Here is a 20,015-nt window from a genome sequence, read left to right as displayed (position 1 = left end):
GTCCTTATATTTCAAAAAAAAGACCGGGTCAGAGGCCACGCCCCTGCCCCGATCTTCTCTTACGTTGATGTTTTACTTGTTGTTGGACGCTTTCCAGGCATCAATTTGCGATTGCGCTTCAGCGATAATTTTGTCCAAACCAGCTGCCTTGAATTTCTCAATAGCTTTCGGTAGATACTCGTCAGGATCAACGGTTCCAGTCATCAGTGGTGACCAGTATTCTTCTTTTACGTTCTGAACCGCAGCGATTTCAGTGGTCACCTTAGAAGTGTCGAAGTTAAAACCAAGCAGCGGTGCATTTACACCGGATTCATTAAACTTTTTGAACTCTTCCCATTTGTTCTCAGGGTCACCCTCGTTCAAATAGTTGATCATGATATTGCCCAGCGAGAAGGTTGGCATGTCATAGTTCTTGGATTCATCCAGGTTCTTCATGGAATTCTCACCAGTCTTCTCGTAGTGCACGCCTTCGATTCCGGAGTCAATCATGTTGCGCAGCACCGGATCGGTGTTGAGCAGGTTCAGGAACTCCATCGCTTTCTCCGGATATGCGGAGTTAGCCGAGATGGCTTGCATCGAACCCATAACGGACCAGTTGTAGATGTAAGGTTTGCCAGCTGGCGTGGAAACTACAGGATAGCCGTAGCTTGCCGACCACAGATTGTCCGCCATCGGCTGGGTAGCCGCGCGATCCATGAACCAGTTCGAAGATTTATATAGATCATCCACCGAAGTTGTAGTTGCTACTTCCGGCGAGATATAACCTGCCTTGTAATATTTGCGAACGGTTTCAAGAGTGCTTTTGAGTTCTGGGGATTCCAGAATGTTCACGATCTTGTAATCCTTCGTGTCCATATAAACAGCCATTGGCATCTTTTCAATGATGTAGTCGAACGGCAGCACTGGCATGAAATCCTTCACCATAGCGTAAGGCGTGATGCCCGGTTCATTCTCTTTGATCGTCTTCAGCAGTGGTTCAATGCTTTCCATTGTGTTCACCCCGGAAATGTCGAGGTTATATTTGTCGAGCAGCTCTTTATTGAAGCGCCAAACTTCTTGCGCCGGAAGCTCTTTGTTGGCAGGAACGGCATAATTATGTCCATCTACCTTGGAACCTTCCAGGAACGCCGGATCAATCGTGTCTACGATGCCTTTTCCATATTCATTAAGCAGGCTGTCCAATTCCATAAAAGCGCCTTTGCGGGCATTTTGCACATAATCGAACGCCCAAGAGCACGTAAAGAGAATGTCCATGGGTTCACCAGCGGCTACTTTGACCTGCATTTTTTGTGTATAATCACCAAAATCAATCATATTCATCTTCAGGGTGACATTTATCTTCTCTTTAGTGTACTTATTGACTTCTTCCACGACACGGTCCAGATCCTTCTGCGGTCCGCCGATCGTGTACCAGATCAGTTCGACTGGTTTCTCGGATGATGCACCGTCGCCTCCCGCTCCTGAACTGTTAGTTGCCGCGTTGTTTGAATCGCCGCCACATGCGCTGAGCGCAAGCGAGAATGCCATAAGTGATGTCAGTAACAGGGAAAACCTTTTTCTTTTGTTGTTGCCCATTCCTGTATAACCTCCCCTTTGTTTACCTCAAGATCGCTGGCCTAATCCGGAATTAAACCAGCAGCTTTCTCCTTCAAGGACTATCTTTACTGTAATTTATGAAAGCATTTTCAAACAGAAGATAAACTAAATAAATCATGTAGAAAATAAAGAAAAGCTTGCAGCGGGGGTCCGCTAGACAAGCCCTTTGTACTCCGTAGGAGATATCCCGACATGCTTCTTAAATTGTTTGTAAAAATATCCAGTCTCCCAATAACCTACTTTGAGAGCGATTTCATGAACTTTAAGTGAGGTATTCCGCAACAGCTCCTTCGCCTTCTCAATCCGGTATTTATTGATATATTCGGTGAATGACTCATTCACCTCTTTATGGAACAGCTGTCCCAAATACACCGGGTGAATATGGTATTGGGCACCGAGGGTCTTCAGTGACACATCTTCATTGTAGGACTCATGGATATAATTCAGCACCTGCTGCACGACTGGACTCTTTACGTCCCGAACTAAGGCGTCTACCGTAATGGTAGCGGCTTCCTGAATAATCTGAGTTAGTTCATTTATGGAAACTGTGGAGCGAATGAGGCCAAAACCGTCTGCGAAAAGCTCCGGTTCTTCCACATGACGGATCTCCTGCAGCTGCATCTTGAAGCGGATCAACCATTCCATGGCAATGCCTTGCAGCAGCACAGGTGTAATCCCCTCCATTTGCCGCAGCTGCTCAAAATGATCCTGGATCCGCACCAGCAGCGCTTCCTTATCCTTCGCCATAATCAGCTTGAGATCATCTTCCCAATTCAGCGGCATACCTTGGACAGCAACCTCATGCCTGTCCTGAACTTCCTCATAATGCAGCAGATTCCGCTCTGGAAACAGCATGAAATATTCCTGAGTCATCTTTGCATGGGCATAACTCTGAGCCGCAGCCTCCTCCATCTCCTCCACCGTTCCTACGGAGAGACGCATTGGCGGACCGCCAGTTAGGGATAACAGCAGCTGCGCATGAAGCCTCTCCACCGCTTCTTTGCCCTGCTGATACTCACTAAGCAGATGCAGCAGCACGGTATCTCCATCCATATCCCGGAATGCAATCAAAGACGGGTTACCGCCTACAACCTCTTCCACCGCTTGGAATAGCTCGGCAGCGTCCTGTTCAGGGCGAAGCAGAGCTACCTGCACCAGCGGCTTATCTAGTCTAAGTCCCAGAAAATCAGTCCGTTCGCTGAATTCCTTCGGCCCAATCTGGCACCGCAGCCAACGGTACATCACATTATCGCGCAGAATGGAAATACTATGCGCATTGAATTGACTCTCTTGGCGGGAGACACCCAGCTTCTCGGCGGCAGTTACTAATGTTGCCCGGAACTCTTGCAAATTAATAGGCTTGAGCAGATAATTTTCAATGCCGAGCGCCATTCCCTCCTTAAGATATCCAAATTCATCATAACCACTGAGGATAACAACTTTGATCTCCGGTTGAATCTCCCGCACAGCCCGGATCAGATCCAGTCCGTTCATCAGCGGCATGGAAATATCCGTAATCAGAATATCCGCTGGGACAAACCGCAACGACTCCAGCGCTTCCTGGCCGTTCTCGGCGTGGCCGACAATCTCCATCCCCAGTGCTGCCCAATCCACAATGTCATATAATCCTTCGATAATAAAAGGCTCGTCGTCCACAATGAATATTTTATACATGGTTTGGATCATCCTCTCCCAGATCGGGAAAATACACAGTCACGGTTGTGCCGGTACCCGCTTCGCTTTGTAATTCAATGCCATACTCACTGCCATAAAGCAGCTTCAAACGTTCATGAATACTGCGCAGGCCGAATGATTCCGATTGTTCATCTGGCTGCAAAAGACCTTCTTTGAGCTGGACCAATCTGTCCGGGGCAATCCCCCGCCCATTGTCTGTAACTACCGCACGCAAATATTTGCCATCCTTGGCCACAGCCACACTGATGTGATTATCATTCTTGTCCACGCGCATCCCATGCAGAATGTAGTTTTCAATGATGGGCTGCAGCGACATTTTGAGTACAACTCTTCCGGTAAGCTCTTTCCCGCATTCCATTGTATAAGAGAATTTATCCTTATAACGGATGCGGAACAGCTCCAGATATAAACGGCAGGCCTCTAGTTCATCCTTCATCGTATGCTTGGGTTTCTGGTGAACATAGCTTTTGAACAACACCGACAAGCTGTAGATCATCTCCCCGACATCTGAAGCTCCTTGAGAGATGGCCCTCATCCGGATCACCTCTAAGGTATTGTAGAGAAAATGTGGGTTTACCCTGGCTTCAAGCGCGGCAATTTCGGTATGTTTTTGCTTGATTTCAGCCTTGAACACACGGTCTATATGAAGATTCAGCTCATCCAGCATGTCGTTGAAGCTCTTGGAGATCTGCCCCAGCTCGTCTTCTCTGACATCGGTAATCCGGGCATCCAGGTCACCGTTTTTCACTTTGCGGGTGAACTTGATAATTTTATGAGTCCGTCTGGCAAAATTATTGATAAATAAAGTGGGCGTAATAATCGCAAACAACAGGCAGATCAAGCAGATAATGAAGATCATGTTCCGCAATCCCCTATAGGTGGCGGCTAATTCCTGCTTAGGCACAGCACTCAACACAGTAAATCCGCCTTGGGTATGAGTCTGCTTAGTAATGATCATCCCGCCAACTTCTTCACCATCTGTATAGGCGGAATTCATCTGCTCGGGATAAGGATAGCGCTTTCCATAATAAGTGCCCGAGGTATCAAATAACACATCCCCATCCGCTGCCAGCACCAGAATCTTTCCCTTGAAGTCATCCTTATAATTGCCCATACTCCCCCAGACCTCGCTGGCATCAAAATAGACTAGAAGCTGACCAATGTTGCGCAGTGATATCTTGTTATTGACCGGGGTACGAACCGTAAACATCGGCCCCTCCGGAGATGAGATCGCCTGACTGACCCAAGTGTTTGGAGCGGTGACACTGCCTTCCTCCTCCAGATACAGCGCATCCGGTACAAAAGAATGGGCTGCATTAGTGGAAATAATCTGAAATTTGCCTTGGTCGTTATAGACATACAACTGCTGCTCAGCTGCACTGTAGAGCATTAAACTGCGGATATCAGAATCATCTTCAACTTGATTGCGAAAAAACTGCACGGTATCCGTCGTAGCATTACTTTCGTTGAAATACCGATCCAGCCGGTACCTCACGTAATCTTCATACGGGTGCTCCAGCAAATACGACGTATTAGCAGTCAGCTCCGTGTCCCGGTACACGTCCCGCATCATAGACTGTACAGAGTCATATTTCTGCTCAATATAGCTGTTGATGCTCTCCACGGTACGTTTCTGAATCTCCATCTGCCGCTGCACTACGGCCTGAGACATGAGCAAGAACATCAGGTAAGAGAAGGTGATAATGGTGACCACGGCAATGACTGAGAAGAGCAGGATGATTTTCATAAACAGATTATTCTTCAGATACTTTCTGTACAATTTCCCCGGAAACATCAGCAACCTCCTACAGCAGGGGGGGAAGCCTAAGCTTCGCTGCTTGTCATTATGAATAAAGTATAGCATGAGGTGCTTCCTGCCTGTGGCTGGTAAAAGCTTGCATTCCTCCGCTAAGCAAAGACAGTCTGCCCATGGAGCAAAGGGCTCCTTGGGCAGACCGGGGTGGGACTATATAATCTACCGGATGTAATTCAAGATGAACTGCGCAGCCTCGGCACGGGTCGCCAAGCCACCGGGTACAAAATTCCCGTCCGTGCGGCCATTCACCAGACCCAGTGATGACGCAGCATTCACGCTGTCTGCCGCCCAGGCTGCTACCTCACCGGAATCGGTGAATGTTGCCGGGGCTGAAGACTGAAGCGCTCCATGCTCCAGTACATAGGCACGCATTAGCATAGTCACAATCTCCTGGCGGCTGATGTTCGCACTCGGATCGAAGTGTTCAGCAGTGCGTCCGCCTACAATACCTGCCCGGACCAGACGCGCCAGGTCTTGCTCATACCATACACCAGATGGCACATCACTAAATTTCAATTCCGCCTGAGCTTGCAGTCCCAGCACGCCAGCCAGCAGCTTCACAAATTCCGCTCTTGTAATACTGCGGGCGGGCTCAAATCCATTTTCGGAAGTGCCTTGTATCAGATGTTTAGCCGCCAGCTGGCGGATAGTGTCCGCAGCCCAATGGGTAGACGGAACGTCAGCGTAGGATTTATTGTACTCCAGCACAGCCAGCCTGCCTGTTCCGCTAAACTCTCCTAGCAGGAAGCCATTCGCGTATACTCCGCCGAGATAGGTAAGCGAACCCCCTTCAGCAATAGCATATAAACCAAGCAAATTAGTATTATAATCCGTATTTGCTGCACTCCATTGTATGGTTACTGGTTTGCTGAAGCTTGGAAGACGGTTAGATGTACCATTCCCCGCGATGATGCTCAGATCAAACGTCATCCCCGTACCCCGCAAGACCACCCCACGCTCTGCTTTCAGTGTGCTCATGTTCAAAGTTTCCGGGCTGAGCTTCACCTGAATCTTGCTGCCTGAAGCTTGAGCTTCATTAAGCAGAGCCTTCAATTGCACCAGCAATTCCGGCGCAATACCAAGTGTGGTTCCCGAGGCGGCCAATTCAAGTTGACGGATCCCTAGCAATTCACCTGCATTCACAGGCAGCTCGATAGCTGTAACGCCTGCCGGCACATTTACCGTCACTTTGCCGTTCTCAGTAGATGTACTGAGTACACTTGCTGGAACAGTCAATGTTGCACTAGTCGGACTTGGAAGCGGCGTTGCTGTCGCTGCTGAAGTCGTTCCGCCAGTTCCTGTACCTGTCCCTGGAGCCGATGTCGGCTGCGGTGTAGATACAGGAGTATTGTGGACCTCGAAATCAATAATCCCGCTCTTTTGAACAGCCGTATAAGGGCGGCCATTCAGTATTTTGGTGTTGGTGACTACGGCCGTGTATTCGCCGCTGTCTGTTTCTTTTGCAGAAGCAATTGTATAGTTACGCTCCACAGCGCCTTCAATGGCCTGCCCGTCTTTCAACCATTGGTAGCTTAACTCGCCATAAACTGCAGAAGCCACTACTGCAAAAGACACCTTATCACCTACAGCTGCCGGATTCTTATCTACTCTATAAGCGGTGATAATTGGCGCATCGGGTGCCGGATGTACTGTCACCGTAAGTTCATTACCGGTTCTTGTTGAAGGCTCCGTTCCCTCTTTTCCAGTCAGAACCACACGGAACTGCGTACCGCTGTCTGCTTCAGAAGCAGTAAATGCGTATACCGCCAAAGTCACGCTCTCCGCCACAGTCCATTCCTCTGCGGTTGCTGCCTTCGTCTCCCAGTGAATCGATTCCACATCCCCGCGGATCTGTACGAACAGCTTCACCTCTTCACCGGTAATGACATCAAGTGCAGATGGAAGATCGGTTATGAAATCAGGCGCTTCCCATGGTGCTTCAGCCGGAGTTACGTTAAGTGTGTACTCTGCTTCACTGCTGTCACCAGATTCATTGGTGACGATGACCTTGTACTTATTGCCATTCATCCCGGTAGTCAAAGCAGGGATATTATAGAAGGCGGACATTCCCAACGCATCTCCATAACCGCTGCCCGTGTCCGCATACCAGGCATAAGTCAGCTGCCCTGCGCCAGTGGCAACTGCCATTAGTGTCGCGGACGTATTTTCACGAAAGGAGCCTTCCCCTACGATCTGCACCTTTGGAGCTTGCAAGGCCCACTTCGCCTGCAAGTTCAGCTCACCGGTTATCAGATCTTCGGCAAAATTCCATCTTCGCGCACCTTCTCCTTCTCCAACATACCAGCCTTCCAGGTCATAACCCTCTCTGTCAATGCCCGTAGGCTCCAAGAGCAAAGTGCCATATACAGCCTCGGCCACAGTATTTGCTGGCTCACCCCCATTAGCATCAAAGAGAACGGGATAGCTGCCTTTCAGATAGACCGGTTTGGAGCGGTTGCCTGCATAATCCTCCATCACCACATGCACTACTTTTGCCGTCGAGGTGAAGCTTAAGCTCGCCTTAGTTGTCCGTCCACGGATAATCATCGGCTTATTGCCAGAGCTATACGTTGTGGCAAAAGATTTCGCATTCCCATCCTCATACACATACATATACCGCCAGTCTCTGGTATTCGGCATCGGCAGATTCAGCTTGCCGTCCGTCCAGGACCATTCTTCCGCGTAAGGTTCCGCGACCGTGTCGATGAACCGGCCGCTGACCGAGACTGGATTGGTGTTGCCTGCGGTAACGGTGACAATGTAATCATCGCCGTTTACCGGCATCCCCGTGAACAGCGCAGTGCTTGCACCTGCCGGGACAACCACTTGCTGTGACACCGGTTCGGATGTCGTAATCCAATTCAAGGACTGCACTCGAACGGTAATGTCACCGGAAGCTTGGGCGGAGTTCGTCCAGTTCACATTCAACTCTCCGTCCGCACTTGAATCCACCTTCACTCCGGAAACCGCCGCATCCAGATCAAAAGCCAGCGTTGCCGCTTCACCCTCCACTCCATCCGCACCCACTGCAACCACTTTAAGGGTTCCGGATTTCACTGGGAGATGCTTCAGATAGAACACCTCATCGTATTTGCCGCCCATAAATACATCATTCACGTACACATTATATTGCTTGATCTTAGTGTAATCGGGATCTAGCTTCCACTTCACAACCATTTCACCTGTATCTGTAAAAGCTTCCGCAACTGCTAATTCCGCAGGAGCTGCGGGCTTTACGGCAGACCCGTCATAAACGCGCAGCTGTCCGACGTTCATCTGGTAGGTGGACGCTGTTCCTTGCCCGGGATCGAAGACCAGTCCAAGGGCTGCAATATTATGACCCGCGTATGCACTCAGGTCCAGCTCCTTTGTCACCCAACCTTCCGAGTGTTGACCACTGTTTGGAATAGCGACCTCTACTACGGTATTCGGATCATCAGCCAGGATGAGTCCTACCGCCATCGCCGAAGCATCCGTGGCAGATGGCTTATTGAAGCTGATCGACAGCTTGGAGTTGCCGTTGACCTCCAGCTCTGTTTTGTACAGACGCAAGAAGTTCTTCGCATTCAGATTGCCGTTCACCACCAGTGAACTGCCACCGTTATACGCACCGATCTGCTCATAGTTGTACCGGTTTGTGCCCGCAAGGTTGTACTCCGGTCCATAATCAAAATCTACAGTAAGCTTATTGCCAGCAGTATCCTGCCACCACTGCCAAGTCACTGGGATATCCTGCAGGCTCATATTAGACCACTCATCCGGGTTCGATACTTCACCGTTCACGGAATAGGACAAGCCCTGTCCAGTGTTAAAATTGGTGTAAAAGTTCTTGTCCTTAATTACCGAACGCTCCGCAATGACGGAGGAGATTCCCGGCCAGTAACGGTTGTCGGCATAAACATCGGAAACGGTATTGGTTGCAGATTTGACCGTATTCTTAGGGTCCACGTTCGGGCCTGACCACCATAGCTGCTCACGCAGTTTTGTCATCCATTGGTAGTCATTTTCGGATCTGTGCGAGACCGGGTAAGACAGGTTCATGTCCTCATCCAGACCGGCATGAACAAAGTCCGCACCGAGTGTAGCCAAGCTGAGCCGTGGCAAGCCATTGCTGTCCAGCTTGTTCATCAACGCTGTTCCGTTAACGGACTTGAACCGGTCGCGGCCTGCTTCCAGCCCTGCAAAACCAACTTCAAACAAGTTGTAGCTTGTTCCCAGACTGGTATTCAGATTGCTTAAGTAATTAGCCGCGTTGGTAATCTGTGTATTGCCAGCCCCGTAGTCGAAGAAAAACGAATTGGAGACGGGTTCCTTGGTGCTTTTATCCACTAAAAAGGAGATATTGGTATCATTAATCGTCCGGGCGAACGTATTAGCACCGGTATTGGTGTTCAGCGAGTCATACCACTGTACATATAGGCCGCCCTCTTGCAGCACCTTCATAAAACCGATGTAATCGGGGATATCCTGGGTCGCGACATTCGGATTCATCTCTTCCTGATTTACAAAATAACCGTCAAACCCGAAATATCCGGCCATCTCGATCAGTTTATCCGCCACCGGAAAATTACCATTCTCGTCTTTAACTATCATTTGTTTGTACGTCTGCTGTCCACGGTCATTATTGGAAAAAAAGATTCCCGCCAATGACAGCACGCCGTTCTTATGCGCTGCATCGGTGTAGGTAGGGTTCGGGATATTCAGCATGCCGAATTCGAACCATTTTTGCTGCCAGTCCTTCTGGGCCAATTCATCATAATATTCCGGCGGGGTGTACGCAGTTGCTGTACCGTGCCAATAGGAGTAGTAATCGATATATTGCCAAAAGTTAAAATGATACTGCGCAAACTTGTTCGTATACGGCGCGTTCTCAATAAAAGCATTCCCGTAGTCGCCAGCAACGTTGATCATCTGTGTGTCTGCGCTAAGCGCTGGGTTAGCTTGGGTTGCAGCAAATGGGGCATTCCGCTTCTGCAGCGGCACCCGCGATCTCAACAGCTCTGCATCCGGATCAGTTGCCGGACTCCAGTTCGCAATATGGCTGCTCGTATATCCATGTACATTAGGCTGATTGGCACCCGGCGCACTGTCTCCTGTAAAAGGCCACGTATCGCCGGCGTAAGCCGTTAGGGGAAGTCCTGAAACTAGCAAAGCTGCCGCCAGAACAGCTGATGTCAGCTTACGACGCGCCTTTTTACCGGTGTGAAGGTTCATTTTCCACTCTCCTCGTCCTGTAGTTGTTTCGGTTACTCTCATCCATGAAGCGTAATGTGTGCTGTCTATGTCGCCGAACAGCAAGTAGATTACTTCTGTTATCCCGTCCCTCTGCCGCTCCTACCCTCTTCTGCCTGTACATTCTGTATCCAACCACATATGTGCAAGCGCATTCATATTTGTCGGCACCCCCCCTGTCTTACTTTGATTAGTCCACCCTAATCTAACCCAGATCTTTCCTTACAAATAGCCGCAAAATTAAAGATATGCTGGATAAATTAAAGATTATCGCGCCAGCAGGGATCGATATCCTGGCAATGAGTGGGTTGTTAAACATATGTTGGTTGAAAATATAAAGAGGATAAAGGAGCGTGGCCTCTTTTGCCTCTTATCTCCGCCACTCCGCCGTATTCGCTCAAATCAGAGGCACTTTTGCTTCTCTTTCACGCCGCACCACCGTATCGCCGCCTCCCTCAGACTACCCAGCAACGAAAAAAAGATTGCCTCTCCGTCATCAACGATGACCTTGAGGCAATCTTTTTTCAAACCATCCGATTTAGTTACTTTCCTTGCTTCTCCAGCAAGTTCAGAATAATTGTTACTGCTTCGGCCCGGGAGGCTACTTGGTTAGGTGCGAAACGATTTTGTCCTATGCCATTCACAATGCCCGCTTCTACTGCTGCCGCAATATATGGCACTGCCCATGCGGGTACATCCTTAGCATCATTGAAGGTTAAGGTCGCTTTTGGATCTACTGTAATACCCAGAGCCCTAACAACCATAACTGCCAATTCAGTGCGAGTAAGCTCCTGCGTAGGACGGAAGGTACCATCGTCATAGCCGCTGATAATTTGCAAAGCTACTGCCTGAGCTACAAAGGACTTAGCCCATGCCGGAATCTTCGCTGAATCTTTAAAGCTTGAAGTGCTACCACTGTCCGGCAATTGCAGGGCACGAGCCAGCATAGTGATAAATTCAACCCGATTTACTTTCTGATTAGGACGGAAAGTATTATCCGGATAACCGCTAACGAAGCCTCCTGCTACTGCCTTCTCAATAGCCGCTGCTGCCCAATGGCTGCCAGTATCCGTCAATGATGGTTTGACTACTGGCGTTGCAGATGGTGTAGGCACCGTTGTTGGTGCTGGTGTAGCTGTTGGTGCTACTGTTGGCGTTGGTGTTGCTGTCGGTTTTGTTGTTGCCACTGGACCTGTTGATGATCCTGTTGTTGGTGCTGCTGTTGGTGCTGTCGTTGGTGCTGTTGTCGGTTCCGTCGTGGGCGCTGTTGTCGGTTCCGTTGTCGGCGTTGTTGTAGGTTCTGGTGTTGGTTTTACTTCAGGATCTGCTTCCTTAATAATACCGAACTCTTCCAGAACGTATGGTTTAGCATCATTAATATTCTGATCGATCTCATAAGATACAGCTGTTAATTTGCCAGCATCTACAGTAATACCTACAAAGGTCTGAACTTGACCGCGTTTTGGACGCGTAGCATCACTTGGGTCCGGTCCGTATTTAGCTGCTGTATTCTCATTTGCTACTTCGAAGAGATTATAATACGCATCTCCCAATTCTGGTTTCATGTTCTTGTAGTAAACCTTCGCTCCCGCTGTAGCTGGGATCAGATAAATCGTTCCATCTGGATTTACTGTGTACTCTACAGTTTGACCATTGAAGCTTTCCTTGATCTTCACTGTGTCTGCCGCAGTTCCATCAGCTTTAATTGGCTTGGTTCGGGCATAAATATGGTCGTGTCCTTGAAGAACCAAGTCAATGCCCAGTTCAGCCATCATTGGAGCAACCTTCGCTCTTTCTCCATTTGTACCCATAATGTCTTTGTCAGTAGCATGGTTAGAGGTTGTGTATGGACCTTTATGCATAGCTACGATAATCCACTTCGCACCAGCAGCCTTCGCTGCTTTTACGTCAGCCTTCATCCAATCCAACTGCGCTTGGCTGAAGTTAGCAAATTCATCTGAATTCTCATTTGTATTTAGGACTACAAAGTGAGCATTGCTGTAGTCATAGGAATAATATGCTCCAGTTTCTGTTGCAGAGCCCGGTGCTTCCTTAATATTGTAGTGCTCATAGAAGGCATTTGCCTTATCCTCATGATTCCCCGCAACAGGCACGATGGTCGTGTTAAGCAGGGTATCCTGCGAATGACCAAGCAACCAATTCCATTGTGATTCATTAGTTCCGGTATCTACGATATCTCCGTTAATCGCCACAAACTCAGCATTCGGGAACGTCGTAAGTGCTTTTGCCATCGTTTCACCGGAAAGAATCGCTTCATCTTCGGTCTTAGCCTGTGTATCAGCCAAATCGATGAAAGTAAATGCTCCTGTCTTAGCGGCAGTTTCAAAAGTTCCCACTGCACTCCACAGGCCTAGTGCTTTATCACCTACACGGAAGTAGTATTTTGTATCAGCTTTCAGGCCAGAAGCTTCCGCTTTATGAACTAATTCATCTTTTGAATTTCTGGAAACCGCCGAACGTCCTGTAAACTCAGCAGCCTTAGCAAAGTCTGGAGTAACGCCCGTATTTTCTACAACCTGCAGATCGTTTCCAGTAGACTTCAACGCTGTGTACCAAGTGAAGCCTTTTGCACTCACTGGGTCGCCATTAAAGGTAACTGTAACCTTTTTAATCGAATCCGTTGAAGCGATAGCAGCTTCTGAATTTGTTCTTTCACTTACAGCTTTGATAACAAATTGATAGGTTTGGTTTGAATTAGTATTTTCTACAGTGTAAGTATAAGAAGTTTTACCTTCTTCATTAGGAACACTGGCCGTCCAATTTGCGGATACCAGTTCATTTTGCTCATAAATACGATATCCAGACACTGGTGCACCGGAAGCAGGCGCATCCCAAGTCAACGTTATTTTACCACCATCTGCTGCAGTAGCCTTTGCATTTTGCACAGGTTTAACTGCTACTTCCGATTTATGAATGCTGTAGTTATCATACAAGTCTGTAGAACCACCAGTTGTTGTGGTGTAGGCTTCGTAAGATAGCTCATCATTCGTTACCGTCATCCCCGTGAACATTTCCTTGCCAGGCTGTCCGTATTTAGCTGCAAACGGGAATGTTCCTGAAGCTACGTTGTATTTTTTATTGCCCGCTGCATTTGTAATCAGGTATAAAGTACCCTTAGGATCAGTTACTACTCCGTTTGAGTCCGGAACAATATCCGTCAATGGTTTGTTGTTGTACATCTGATAGCTTCTAGCAAAGGTGTGGTCATGCCCGCCAATTACCATGTCGATACCAAGCTCATCAAACACCTTCGTTAATTGCGCTCTGTAAAAGAGTACATCTGTATCATTGGTGTGATTGGCAACGGAATAAGGAGATTTATGCAGAAGCACAACCTTCCATTTCTGATTGCTTTTTGCCGCTTCGCTCCGAAGCCACTCCACTTGTTTATTGTAAATTTCGTTATTCTCAAGATTCGAGCTTGCACCATAATATTCTGTATTAATTACCATAAAGTGCGCTGAACCGTAGTCAAAAGAATATACAGAACCATCAGGTTTCGCACCTGTATTCGATACATTCGGCAAGTTAAAATGAGAGCTATAATTGCTATAATTTTTGCTTTCATGGTTGCCTACCAAAGGCACCAACGGAATATTCGCTAAAATATCCTTAGGCTTATTGAAAAACCATCCCCATTGCTCCTCAATATCACCGTTATCCACCAAATCACCAGAATTCAGAATAAACTCACTTTCCGGGAATTTAGTCAATCCTTCTTGAAGGGTATGATTCCAGATATCAAAATCTTCTTCAGTTGTCCCTTGGGAATCCGTTGTATATAGGAATTTAAAAGCTTGGTTGCTGGAACGTTCTGTCTTAAAAGTTCCTACGTCGCTCCAATTATCAGCTTGTCCATCTCCAGCACGGTAAGCATATTCCGTGCCCGGCTGCAGATGATCCGCTATTACCTTATGGCTGGTTAGCACAAGTGGTTTTTTAGCTGATTTATCCGCTTTTGTCATATACACACTAGTTGTAACGGATGTTCCTTCATACAATTGAGCTCCTGCCGCTGGAAACTGGCCATTCTCCAATTTAGAAGCTTCTACCACTTCCAGTTTGGTGCCAGTCACACTTTCAGGTGCATACCAGTTAAATCCCATACTAGTCTGCGGGTTGCCATTAAAAGTAATTGCGATAGAATCTGGCTTCCCAACTCCAGGTTCTACTGTCTCCACTACAGGATAAGCAATCAGGCTCATATCCCAATAAAGGTCAGAGCTAGTGTCGCCTGTCTGGTGAACTTCAGCTGAAAGCTCATTACTTCCATCCTTCAGATTGGCTTTTACGATTTCCGTTAGGTCAACCTTTGTATACTCATTTGGATCACTGCCATTAGTTGTACTAAGTGTCTGATAGTCGATTTCACCAGCTGGCATAGCCTCGCGGTAGATTTCTGCACCGTTCAGATACAGCACAACTCCGTCATCAAATGCAAAATTACCCAATACTTTATCCGATTTTGTAATTTCTTCCTTATTCACAGTTACATTTGTCCGGAAATAGGAAGTACGATATTTCTTCTTTTTATCCGAGCCGTAGCTTATATTTGTATTCAGAGCACCAAATTGCTTGCTGCTGACTCCGGCCCCAGAATCTTTATAACCAAGCGGCGCTTGGCCTGATGCCCATGTAGAATCATCGTAAACAGACCGCCATACCGAACCTTGATCCGTTCCGTTATCTAGATATTTCCATGTAGAATTGCCCGCCAGTAGTGTAATTGGCTCTAGCGTTTGTAATTGCAGTAATCCAGCATCCTCATTGCTGTCTTCTGCAAAAGCTGGCATTCCTGTAAATGTAAGTCCCAGTACCATAACGAAGGCTAGTGTCATGGATACTGCTTGTTTTAATAACCTGTTCATAATCAGTCTCCCTTACTGTTATTATGAAATGCTTGCATCCATTCATAGTAACTACTAAATATTTTCACAATGTACGGATTGATCCACTAGTTTGTAAAAACGGCTTGTGTATTTAATCAGGCAAAAGTGGTTACAGTAACGGCAAGGTTATGATCAAGGAGGACAAACATGGACGATACTCAAGCTTTTGTAGACAAAGTACACGACACCCAGAAGAAAGCAGAAAAGAACAAACAGAATCACGGTAAAGGAACACCAAGCCAAAAGCTGCCTAATAAACAGCACAGTAAATAGAACACGCGGACACGAAAACAAAAAAAGCAGCAAGCCCTCCCGGATCGGAGTGACTTGCTGCTTTACTTTTTGTAAATTGAGCTTTGCTTTTAAAGGAGTTATTTACTCCATTTCACCACATTCACTGCTACCTTCTCTAATTGCGCCTTGCTCAAAGCCTTGTCTGGAGAACTAATCGTCACAAAACGATCATCCAGTTTATAGGTCAAAAACAATGAATCGCTGGTAGGGCTGTACCACTTAGCTTCTGTACCATTGGAGAGCTTTACGGTATCGCCTTTGTAATCATAGGAGTAGTCACGTGGAGAAACGTTCACCCTCATATGGTTGAACAAAAAGTACACTCCATCTTCAGAGCTAGCTGCCTTTTGATAAGCGTCTCCACTCACCATTTGTGCTGGTGCATAAACCGTTTTAAACCCATCGAAATTTGCAAAAGCTTTAGAAATTTGTTCTTTTTGAGCGTTGCTGTACTGTACTGGTGTTAATGTATCTTTATCCGGCACCACAGTTCCAGTACCCAGAATGACCTGATTCGCTGCCGCATCAAAAGTCACTGGCACCTTCAACACATCAGCCAAGGCACGTACAGGAAGATAGGTTGTATTGTTATAAGTAATCGGAGCTAATGTGTTACCTTTATTATCAACAGGCGTATAAGCTGCACCATTCACTTTAAATCCAATGCTGTGATTAAGATATGCGGTGATTTTTTGCAGCTTAGTTCCCGCGTACACACCAGCTGAACCTGTGATTGCCATCCCAAATACCATCGTTGCTATAATGAACTTTTTACTTTTCATATGTTATGCCTCCTTAGAAGATCAATCTCGGTTTTTACTTTAGCTCAAGTTTTAAAAGAATATGTCTCTAAGTTGTATTTAACTTGTACCCAATTTGTAAAGAAACTATTCATCTGGAGCTCTGGTTTGTATAAAAAAAACAGCAACCCGCTTATCCCATAAGGATTTAACGGATTGCTGAGAGCTTTAACCTTGATACGGAGTTGTAACCTTATACACTTCTGAATATAAAATTTCTCTATAAAGTTGGAATTCTTCTTCATCAACAGGGTTAGGGTAAGTCATAATTAAGAGTGGTAAGTCTTCATTTCCTTCACGCAAAGGAGGCTGCACATAATCGTAAGGATTCAAATGAAAGCCCAGCCGCTCATAAAAGCCAATTCTCCGCTGCTCCATTTCACCCAGTGGCCGCTCAACTTCCAAAAGGACAGGCTTGTTAGATAGACTGATGTATTCAGTCATCAGCTTTTTACCAATTCCTCCGCCTCTAATGCTTGGGTCGACTGCTATATGTTCTACAAAACGAAAGCCGGGAAACTCCCAGCAGGCCATAAAAGCAACAATTTTACCCTCAGAGTTCATCTCGGTAATGAGACGATAATCTGGAACGTCCAATAACTCCTGTTGTCCCTCAAAGGTTCTGATCTCAGAAGTAGGAAATGAGGCTTCCATAATAGCGAATATTTCATCAAAAGTTGTGTGATTCATAACATAAGTTCTCACTTTCTGGATTTGTGGTCTATTATAAGTATACCTTACACATATTATCTTAACCCGAAATTCATTAAGAACTCAAGGTACTAGTACCTGGTACTAGGATAACGTGATATACTAAATAGAACAGTTATACACATCTTGTTTGATATAGGAGAGGTTCATATTGGATAATCAGCAATGGATCGCACCTGAGTTCTACAATCTCACTTCGGAAATGGAAAGCCATGCTCCTGAGAAGATTGCGCTTAAGTGGTTAAATGAGCAAGGAGATTATGAGGAAATTACTTACGGTGAATTACGCAAACAAGCTAACCGGCTGGCCGGAGGACTTGCGAAGCTTGGGCTGCAACAAGGGGATCGTGTTCTTGTTATGGTTCCACGCCGCATCATCGCTTATGTCATCTATTTAGCTTGTCTGAAACAAGGACTTGCCATCATTCCATCCTCAGAAATGCTGCGTGCCAAAGATTTATCCTACCGCCTGCGCCATTCTGAAGCCAGAGCGGTTATTGCTTGGTCCGAAGTAACCGGGGAAGTTAATAAAATCTCAGAGGATCTTCCTGCTCTCGATTACCGTCTTTCCGTATCTGGCAGCTCAGACGAACTCGGTGAAGGCTGGCTAGATCTAGAAAGTCTGATGGTCGGACAACCAGATACCTTCACAGCAGTCGCAAGCCGCCGGGATGATATGGCTATTCTCGCCTACACCTCAGGTACTACCGGCAACCCTAAAGCGGTCGTTCATAGTCATGGCTGGGGTTATGCTCACTTGCGGATCACCTCACCTCAATGGCTGGATATTCAAGGATCTGACACCGTCTGGGCAACAGCAGCTCCCGGCTGGCAAAAGTGGATCTGGAGTCCCTTCTTAACCGTTCTTGGCAACGGAGCTACAGGTTTTGTATATAGTGGATCCTTTCATCCCAAAAAATATTTGCAGCTATTGCAGGATCACAAAATTCAAGTATTATGCTGCACCCCAACGGAATATCGTCTAATGGCTAAAACAGAAGACTTAGGTCGTTACGACTTGTCTACCCTGCGTTGTGCAGTATCTGCGGGAGAGCCATTAAATCAAGAGGTCATTAACACCTTTCAGCGTGAATTCGATATCACAATCCGTGATGGGTACGGCCAGACGGAAAGCACCCTAATTATCGGAACACTCAAAGATACTCCAATACGCATTGGTTCTATGGGTAAATCAATCGCACCCGGCTTAGTCGAGGTTGTGGACGAAGACGGCAAGCCACTACCTGCTGGAGTGGTTGGTGATATTGCCGTACATTTGAGTATGCCAGCCCTGTTCCACACTTATTACAAAGATCCCGGTAGAAAAGAAAGCTCCACACACGGCGAATTCTTCATAACCGGCGACCGGGCAAAAAAAGATGAAGATGGTTATTTCTGGTTCGAGGGCCGTGGGGATGACATTATCATTAGCTCAGGTTACACTATCGGTCCTTTCGAGGTAGAAGAAGCATTGATGAAGCATGCCTCCGTTAAGGAATGTGCGGTCGTAGCCAGTCCAGACGAGATCCGTGGGCACATTGTTAAAGCATTTATCGTGCTCAAGGATGAGATTGTTGGTTCACCAGAGCTTGTAAAAGAGCTGCAATCCCATGTTAAAGAATGGACAGCCCCTTATAAATATCCGCGCAAAATCGAGTTTATTCAGGATCTTCCGAAGACGACCTCCGGTAAAATACGGCGAGTAGAGCTTCGTGAGCAAGAGAACCAAGCTGCGCAGGAATAAACATAGCTATAAAGATTACCTTATTAAAAAACAAAGAGCAGCTGGTCCATAAATGGACTGCTGCTCTTATTTATTTGGCATCAGGTCGTTACTCGGACCAATATTTCGCATCCGGGTTCAGCGCCGCGCCAACTTCGCCTTCTAATACTAAATCGCAATCGAGGTAGCCCTCTTCATCCAGGAAATAAACCTCCTGCTTGTAGAACTCGCATAAGGTCTCCAAGAATTTATCGGGCGAATCATACATCACGATTAAATCGCCGAAATCATGGAGCAGGTCACATACCTGTTCCACACCATCGGCAGACTTATAATAACAAATGAAATCACTGCCATAGTTCGTTAAGATAGGCAAGATAACTCCATCAGGATGTTGACCTTTTTCCTCCAATATCCCAGCTAATACCTTCATCTCCTCTTCATATTCATCCATATGAATCAGGCGGTACCCTGGAATAAATTCGATAAGGCTTGGTTCCTCTTCCTCACTGCTTGTCCCTGAGACAGTGCTATAAATAGCTTTCAGCAGTTCAGGAGTCTCCGGCAAAACTGCCGTAATCTTTGCTTCGTTACCGCCCTTGCCCAAGCTGGCAATATAATCAGGGCGTAATTCTGCGGACAGCTTAAGGTATTCTTGAAATTGTTCTGTCAATTTATTGGTGTGCATATTGTCATCCTTTACTTATTCGCAGAAGTCCACATCTTCATCAGCCACGTATCGAAGTCAGCGCCTTTTTCACCTTCATAAGCGTCGTACACGTCAACTCTCATCTTCTTCAGCTTCTCTTTGAAGTCCTCGTAAGAATGATCTCTTGGCAGGCTCTTTTTAATTCTCAGCAGGATCTTGGATACGCCTTTAACTAGTTCAGGCTTGTTCTTCGATGGCACCTTAACGTCTTCACCAAAAGCCTTCAGCTTAAGGTAAGCAGCTTCTTGAACTGTATATACAGGATCGCTCTCCATTAAACGCGTCAGGATATCGATAATTTGTTTGTGGTTGGTCTGTCCCAGCTCTTCAACTGCTTCTAGACGTGCTCTCCAATCCGCAGAGCGGTTGGCAGCTTTCTTTAATTCCTCATAATTCTCCGGTAGTTCATTGTTCAGTTCTTCGATCATTCCGTTCAATCCCCTTCTATTAAAAACTATCTATCTTACAGTAACAGTATAACCAACCATTGCGCAAGCTAAGAGAGGAAGATCTTTGCATGAATTAATGT

At 46.7% G+C, this 20,015-nt stretch carries 11 protein-coding genes; 2 read left to right on the top strand and 9 right to left on the bottom strand.

Going from position 1 to position 20,015, the window contains the following annotated elements; genetic code table 11:
• Positions 1 to 72: 72 nt before the first annotated feature.
• From NYE35_RS04325 to NYE35_RS04305, 5 genes are all read right to left on the bottom strand, one after another.
• Entirely contained in the window at positions 73 to 1,575 is a 1,503-nt protein-coding gene (locus NYE35_RS04325) for an ABC transporter substrate-binding protein (RefSeq protein ID WP_036684926.1), read from the bottom strand.
• Between the two features lie 174 nt (positions 1,576 to 1,749).
• Positions 1,750 to 3,270 carry a response regulator transcription factor gene (locus tag NYE35_RS04320; RefSeq protein WP_036684924.1) on the bottom strand — a complete coding sequence of 507 codons (1,521 nt, stop codon included), beginning with the start codon at positions 3,268 to 3,270 and terminating at the stop codon, positions 1,750 to 1,752.
• Positions 3,263 to 5,086: a cache domain-containing sensor histidine kinase gene (locus NYE35_RS04315; protein ID WP_076098670.1), complete on the bottom strand. Its 1,824-nt coding sequence runs from the start codon at positions 5,084 to 5,086 to the stop codon at positions 3,263 to 3,265. Before NYE35_RS04315 ends, NYE35_RS04320 begins: the two co-directional genes overlap by 8 nt.
• A gap of 180 nt (positions 5,087 to 5,266) precedes the next feature.
• Positions 5,267 to 10,321, bottom strand: coding sequence for an endo-beta-N-acetylglucosaminidase (locus NYE35_RS04310; protein WP_341120244.1), 5,055 nt, complete (start codon positions 10,319 to 10,321; stop codon positions 5,267 to 5,269).
• 560 nt (positions 10,322 to 10,881) lie between these two features.
• Complete coding sequence (locus NYE35_RS04305) at positions 10,882 to 15,228, bottom strand: S-layer homology domain-containing protein (RefSeq protein ID WP_341120242.1); 4,347 nt, start codon at positions 15,226 to 15,228, stop codon at positions 10,882 to 10,884.
• Between the two features lie 168 nt (positions 15,229 to 15,396).
• On the opposite strand from NYE35_RS04305, the gene NYE35_RS04300 reads away from it, so the two are divergent.
• Positions 15,397 to 15,522, top strand: coding sequence for a DUF4023 domain-containing protein (locus tag NYE35_RS04300; protein WP_051491363.1), 126 nt, complete (start codon positions 15,397 to 15,399; stop codon positions 15,520 to 15,522).
• 98 nt (positions 15,523 to 15,620) lie between these two features.
• Here the strand turns inward: NYE35_RS04300 and NYE35_RS04295 are convergent, their stop codons facing one another.
• Together NYE35_RS04295 and NYE35_RS04290 are read right to left on the bottom strand one after the other, a co-directional pair.
• Positions 15,621 to 16,325: a hypothetical protein gene (locus tag NYE35_RS04295; protein ID WP_038568796.1), complete on the bottom strand. Its 705-nt coding sequence runs from the start codon at positions 16,323 to 16,325 to the stop codon at positions 15,621 to 15,623.
• A 186-nt stretch (positions 16,326 to 16,511) separates the two neighbouring features.
• Positions 16,512 to 17,033: a GNAT family N-acetyltransferase gene (locus NYE35_RS04290; protein WP_036684918.1), complete on the bottom strand. Its 522-nt coding sequence runs from the start codon at positions 17,031 to 17,033 to the stop codon at positions 16,512 to 16,514.
• Positions 17,034 to 17,202: 169 nt separating this feature from the next.
• On the opposite strand from NYE35_RS04290, the gene mbcS reads away from it, so the two are divergent.
• Positions 17,203 to 18,798, top strand: a complete 1,596-nt coding sequence (gene mbcS / locus NYE35_RS04285; RefSeq protein WP_036684916.1) for an acyl-CoA synthetase MbcS — start codon at positions 17,203 to 17,205, stop codon at positions 18,796 to 18,798.
• 88 nt (positions 18,799 to 18,886) lie between these two features.
• Here the strand turns inward: mbcS and NYE35_RS04280 are convergent, their stop codons facing one another.
• Complete coding sequence (locus tag NYE35_RS04280) at positions 18,887 to 19,465, bottom strand: SMI1/KNR4 family protein (protein WP_076098672.1); 579 nt, start codon at positions 19,463 to 19,465, stop codon at positions 18,887 to 18,889.
• A gap of 11 nt (positions 19,466 to 19,476) precedes the next feature.
• Complete coding sequence (locus tag NYE35_RS04275; protein ID WP_036684913.1) at positions 19,477 to 19,914, bottom strand: HEAT repeat domain-containing protein; 438 nt, start codon at positions 19,912 to 19,914, stop codon at positions 19,477 to 19,479.
• Between the last annotated feature and the right edge of the window lie 101 nt (positions 19,915 to 20,015).

The sequence above is a fragment of the Paenibacillus sp. FSL L8-0494 genome (genome assembly GCF_038003695.1).
Taxonomy (GTDB): domain Bacteria; phylum Bacillota; class Bacilli; order Paenibacillales; family Paenibacillaceae; genus Paenibacillus_AQ; species Paenibacillus_AQ odorifer.
The sequence above is the reverse complement of the archived record's forward strand: the minus strand, read 5'-3'. Positions and strand labels throughout refer to the sequence as shown.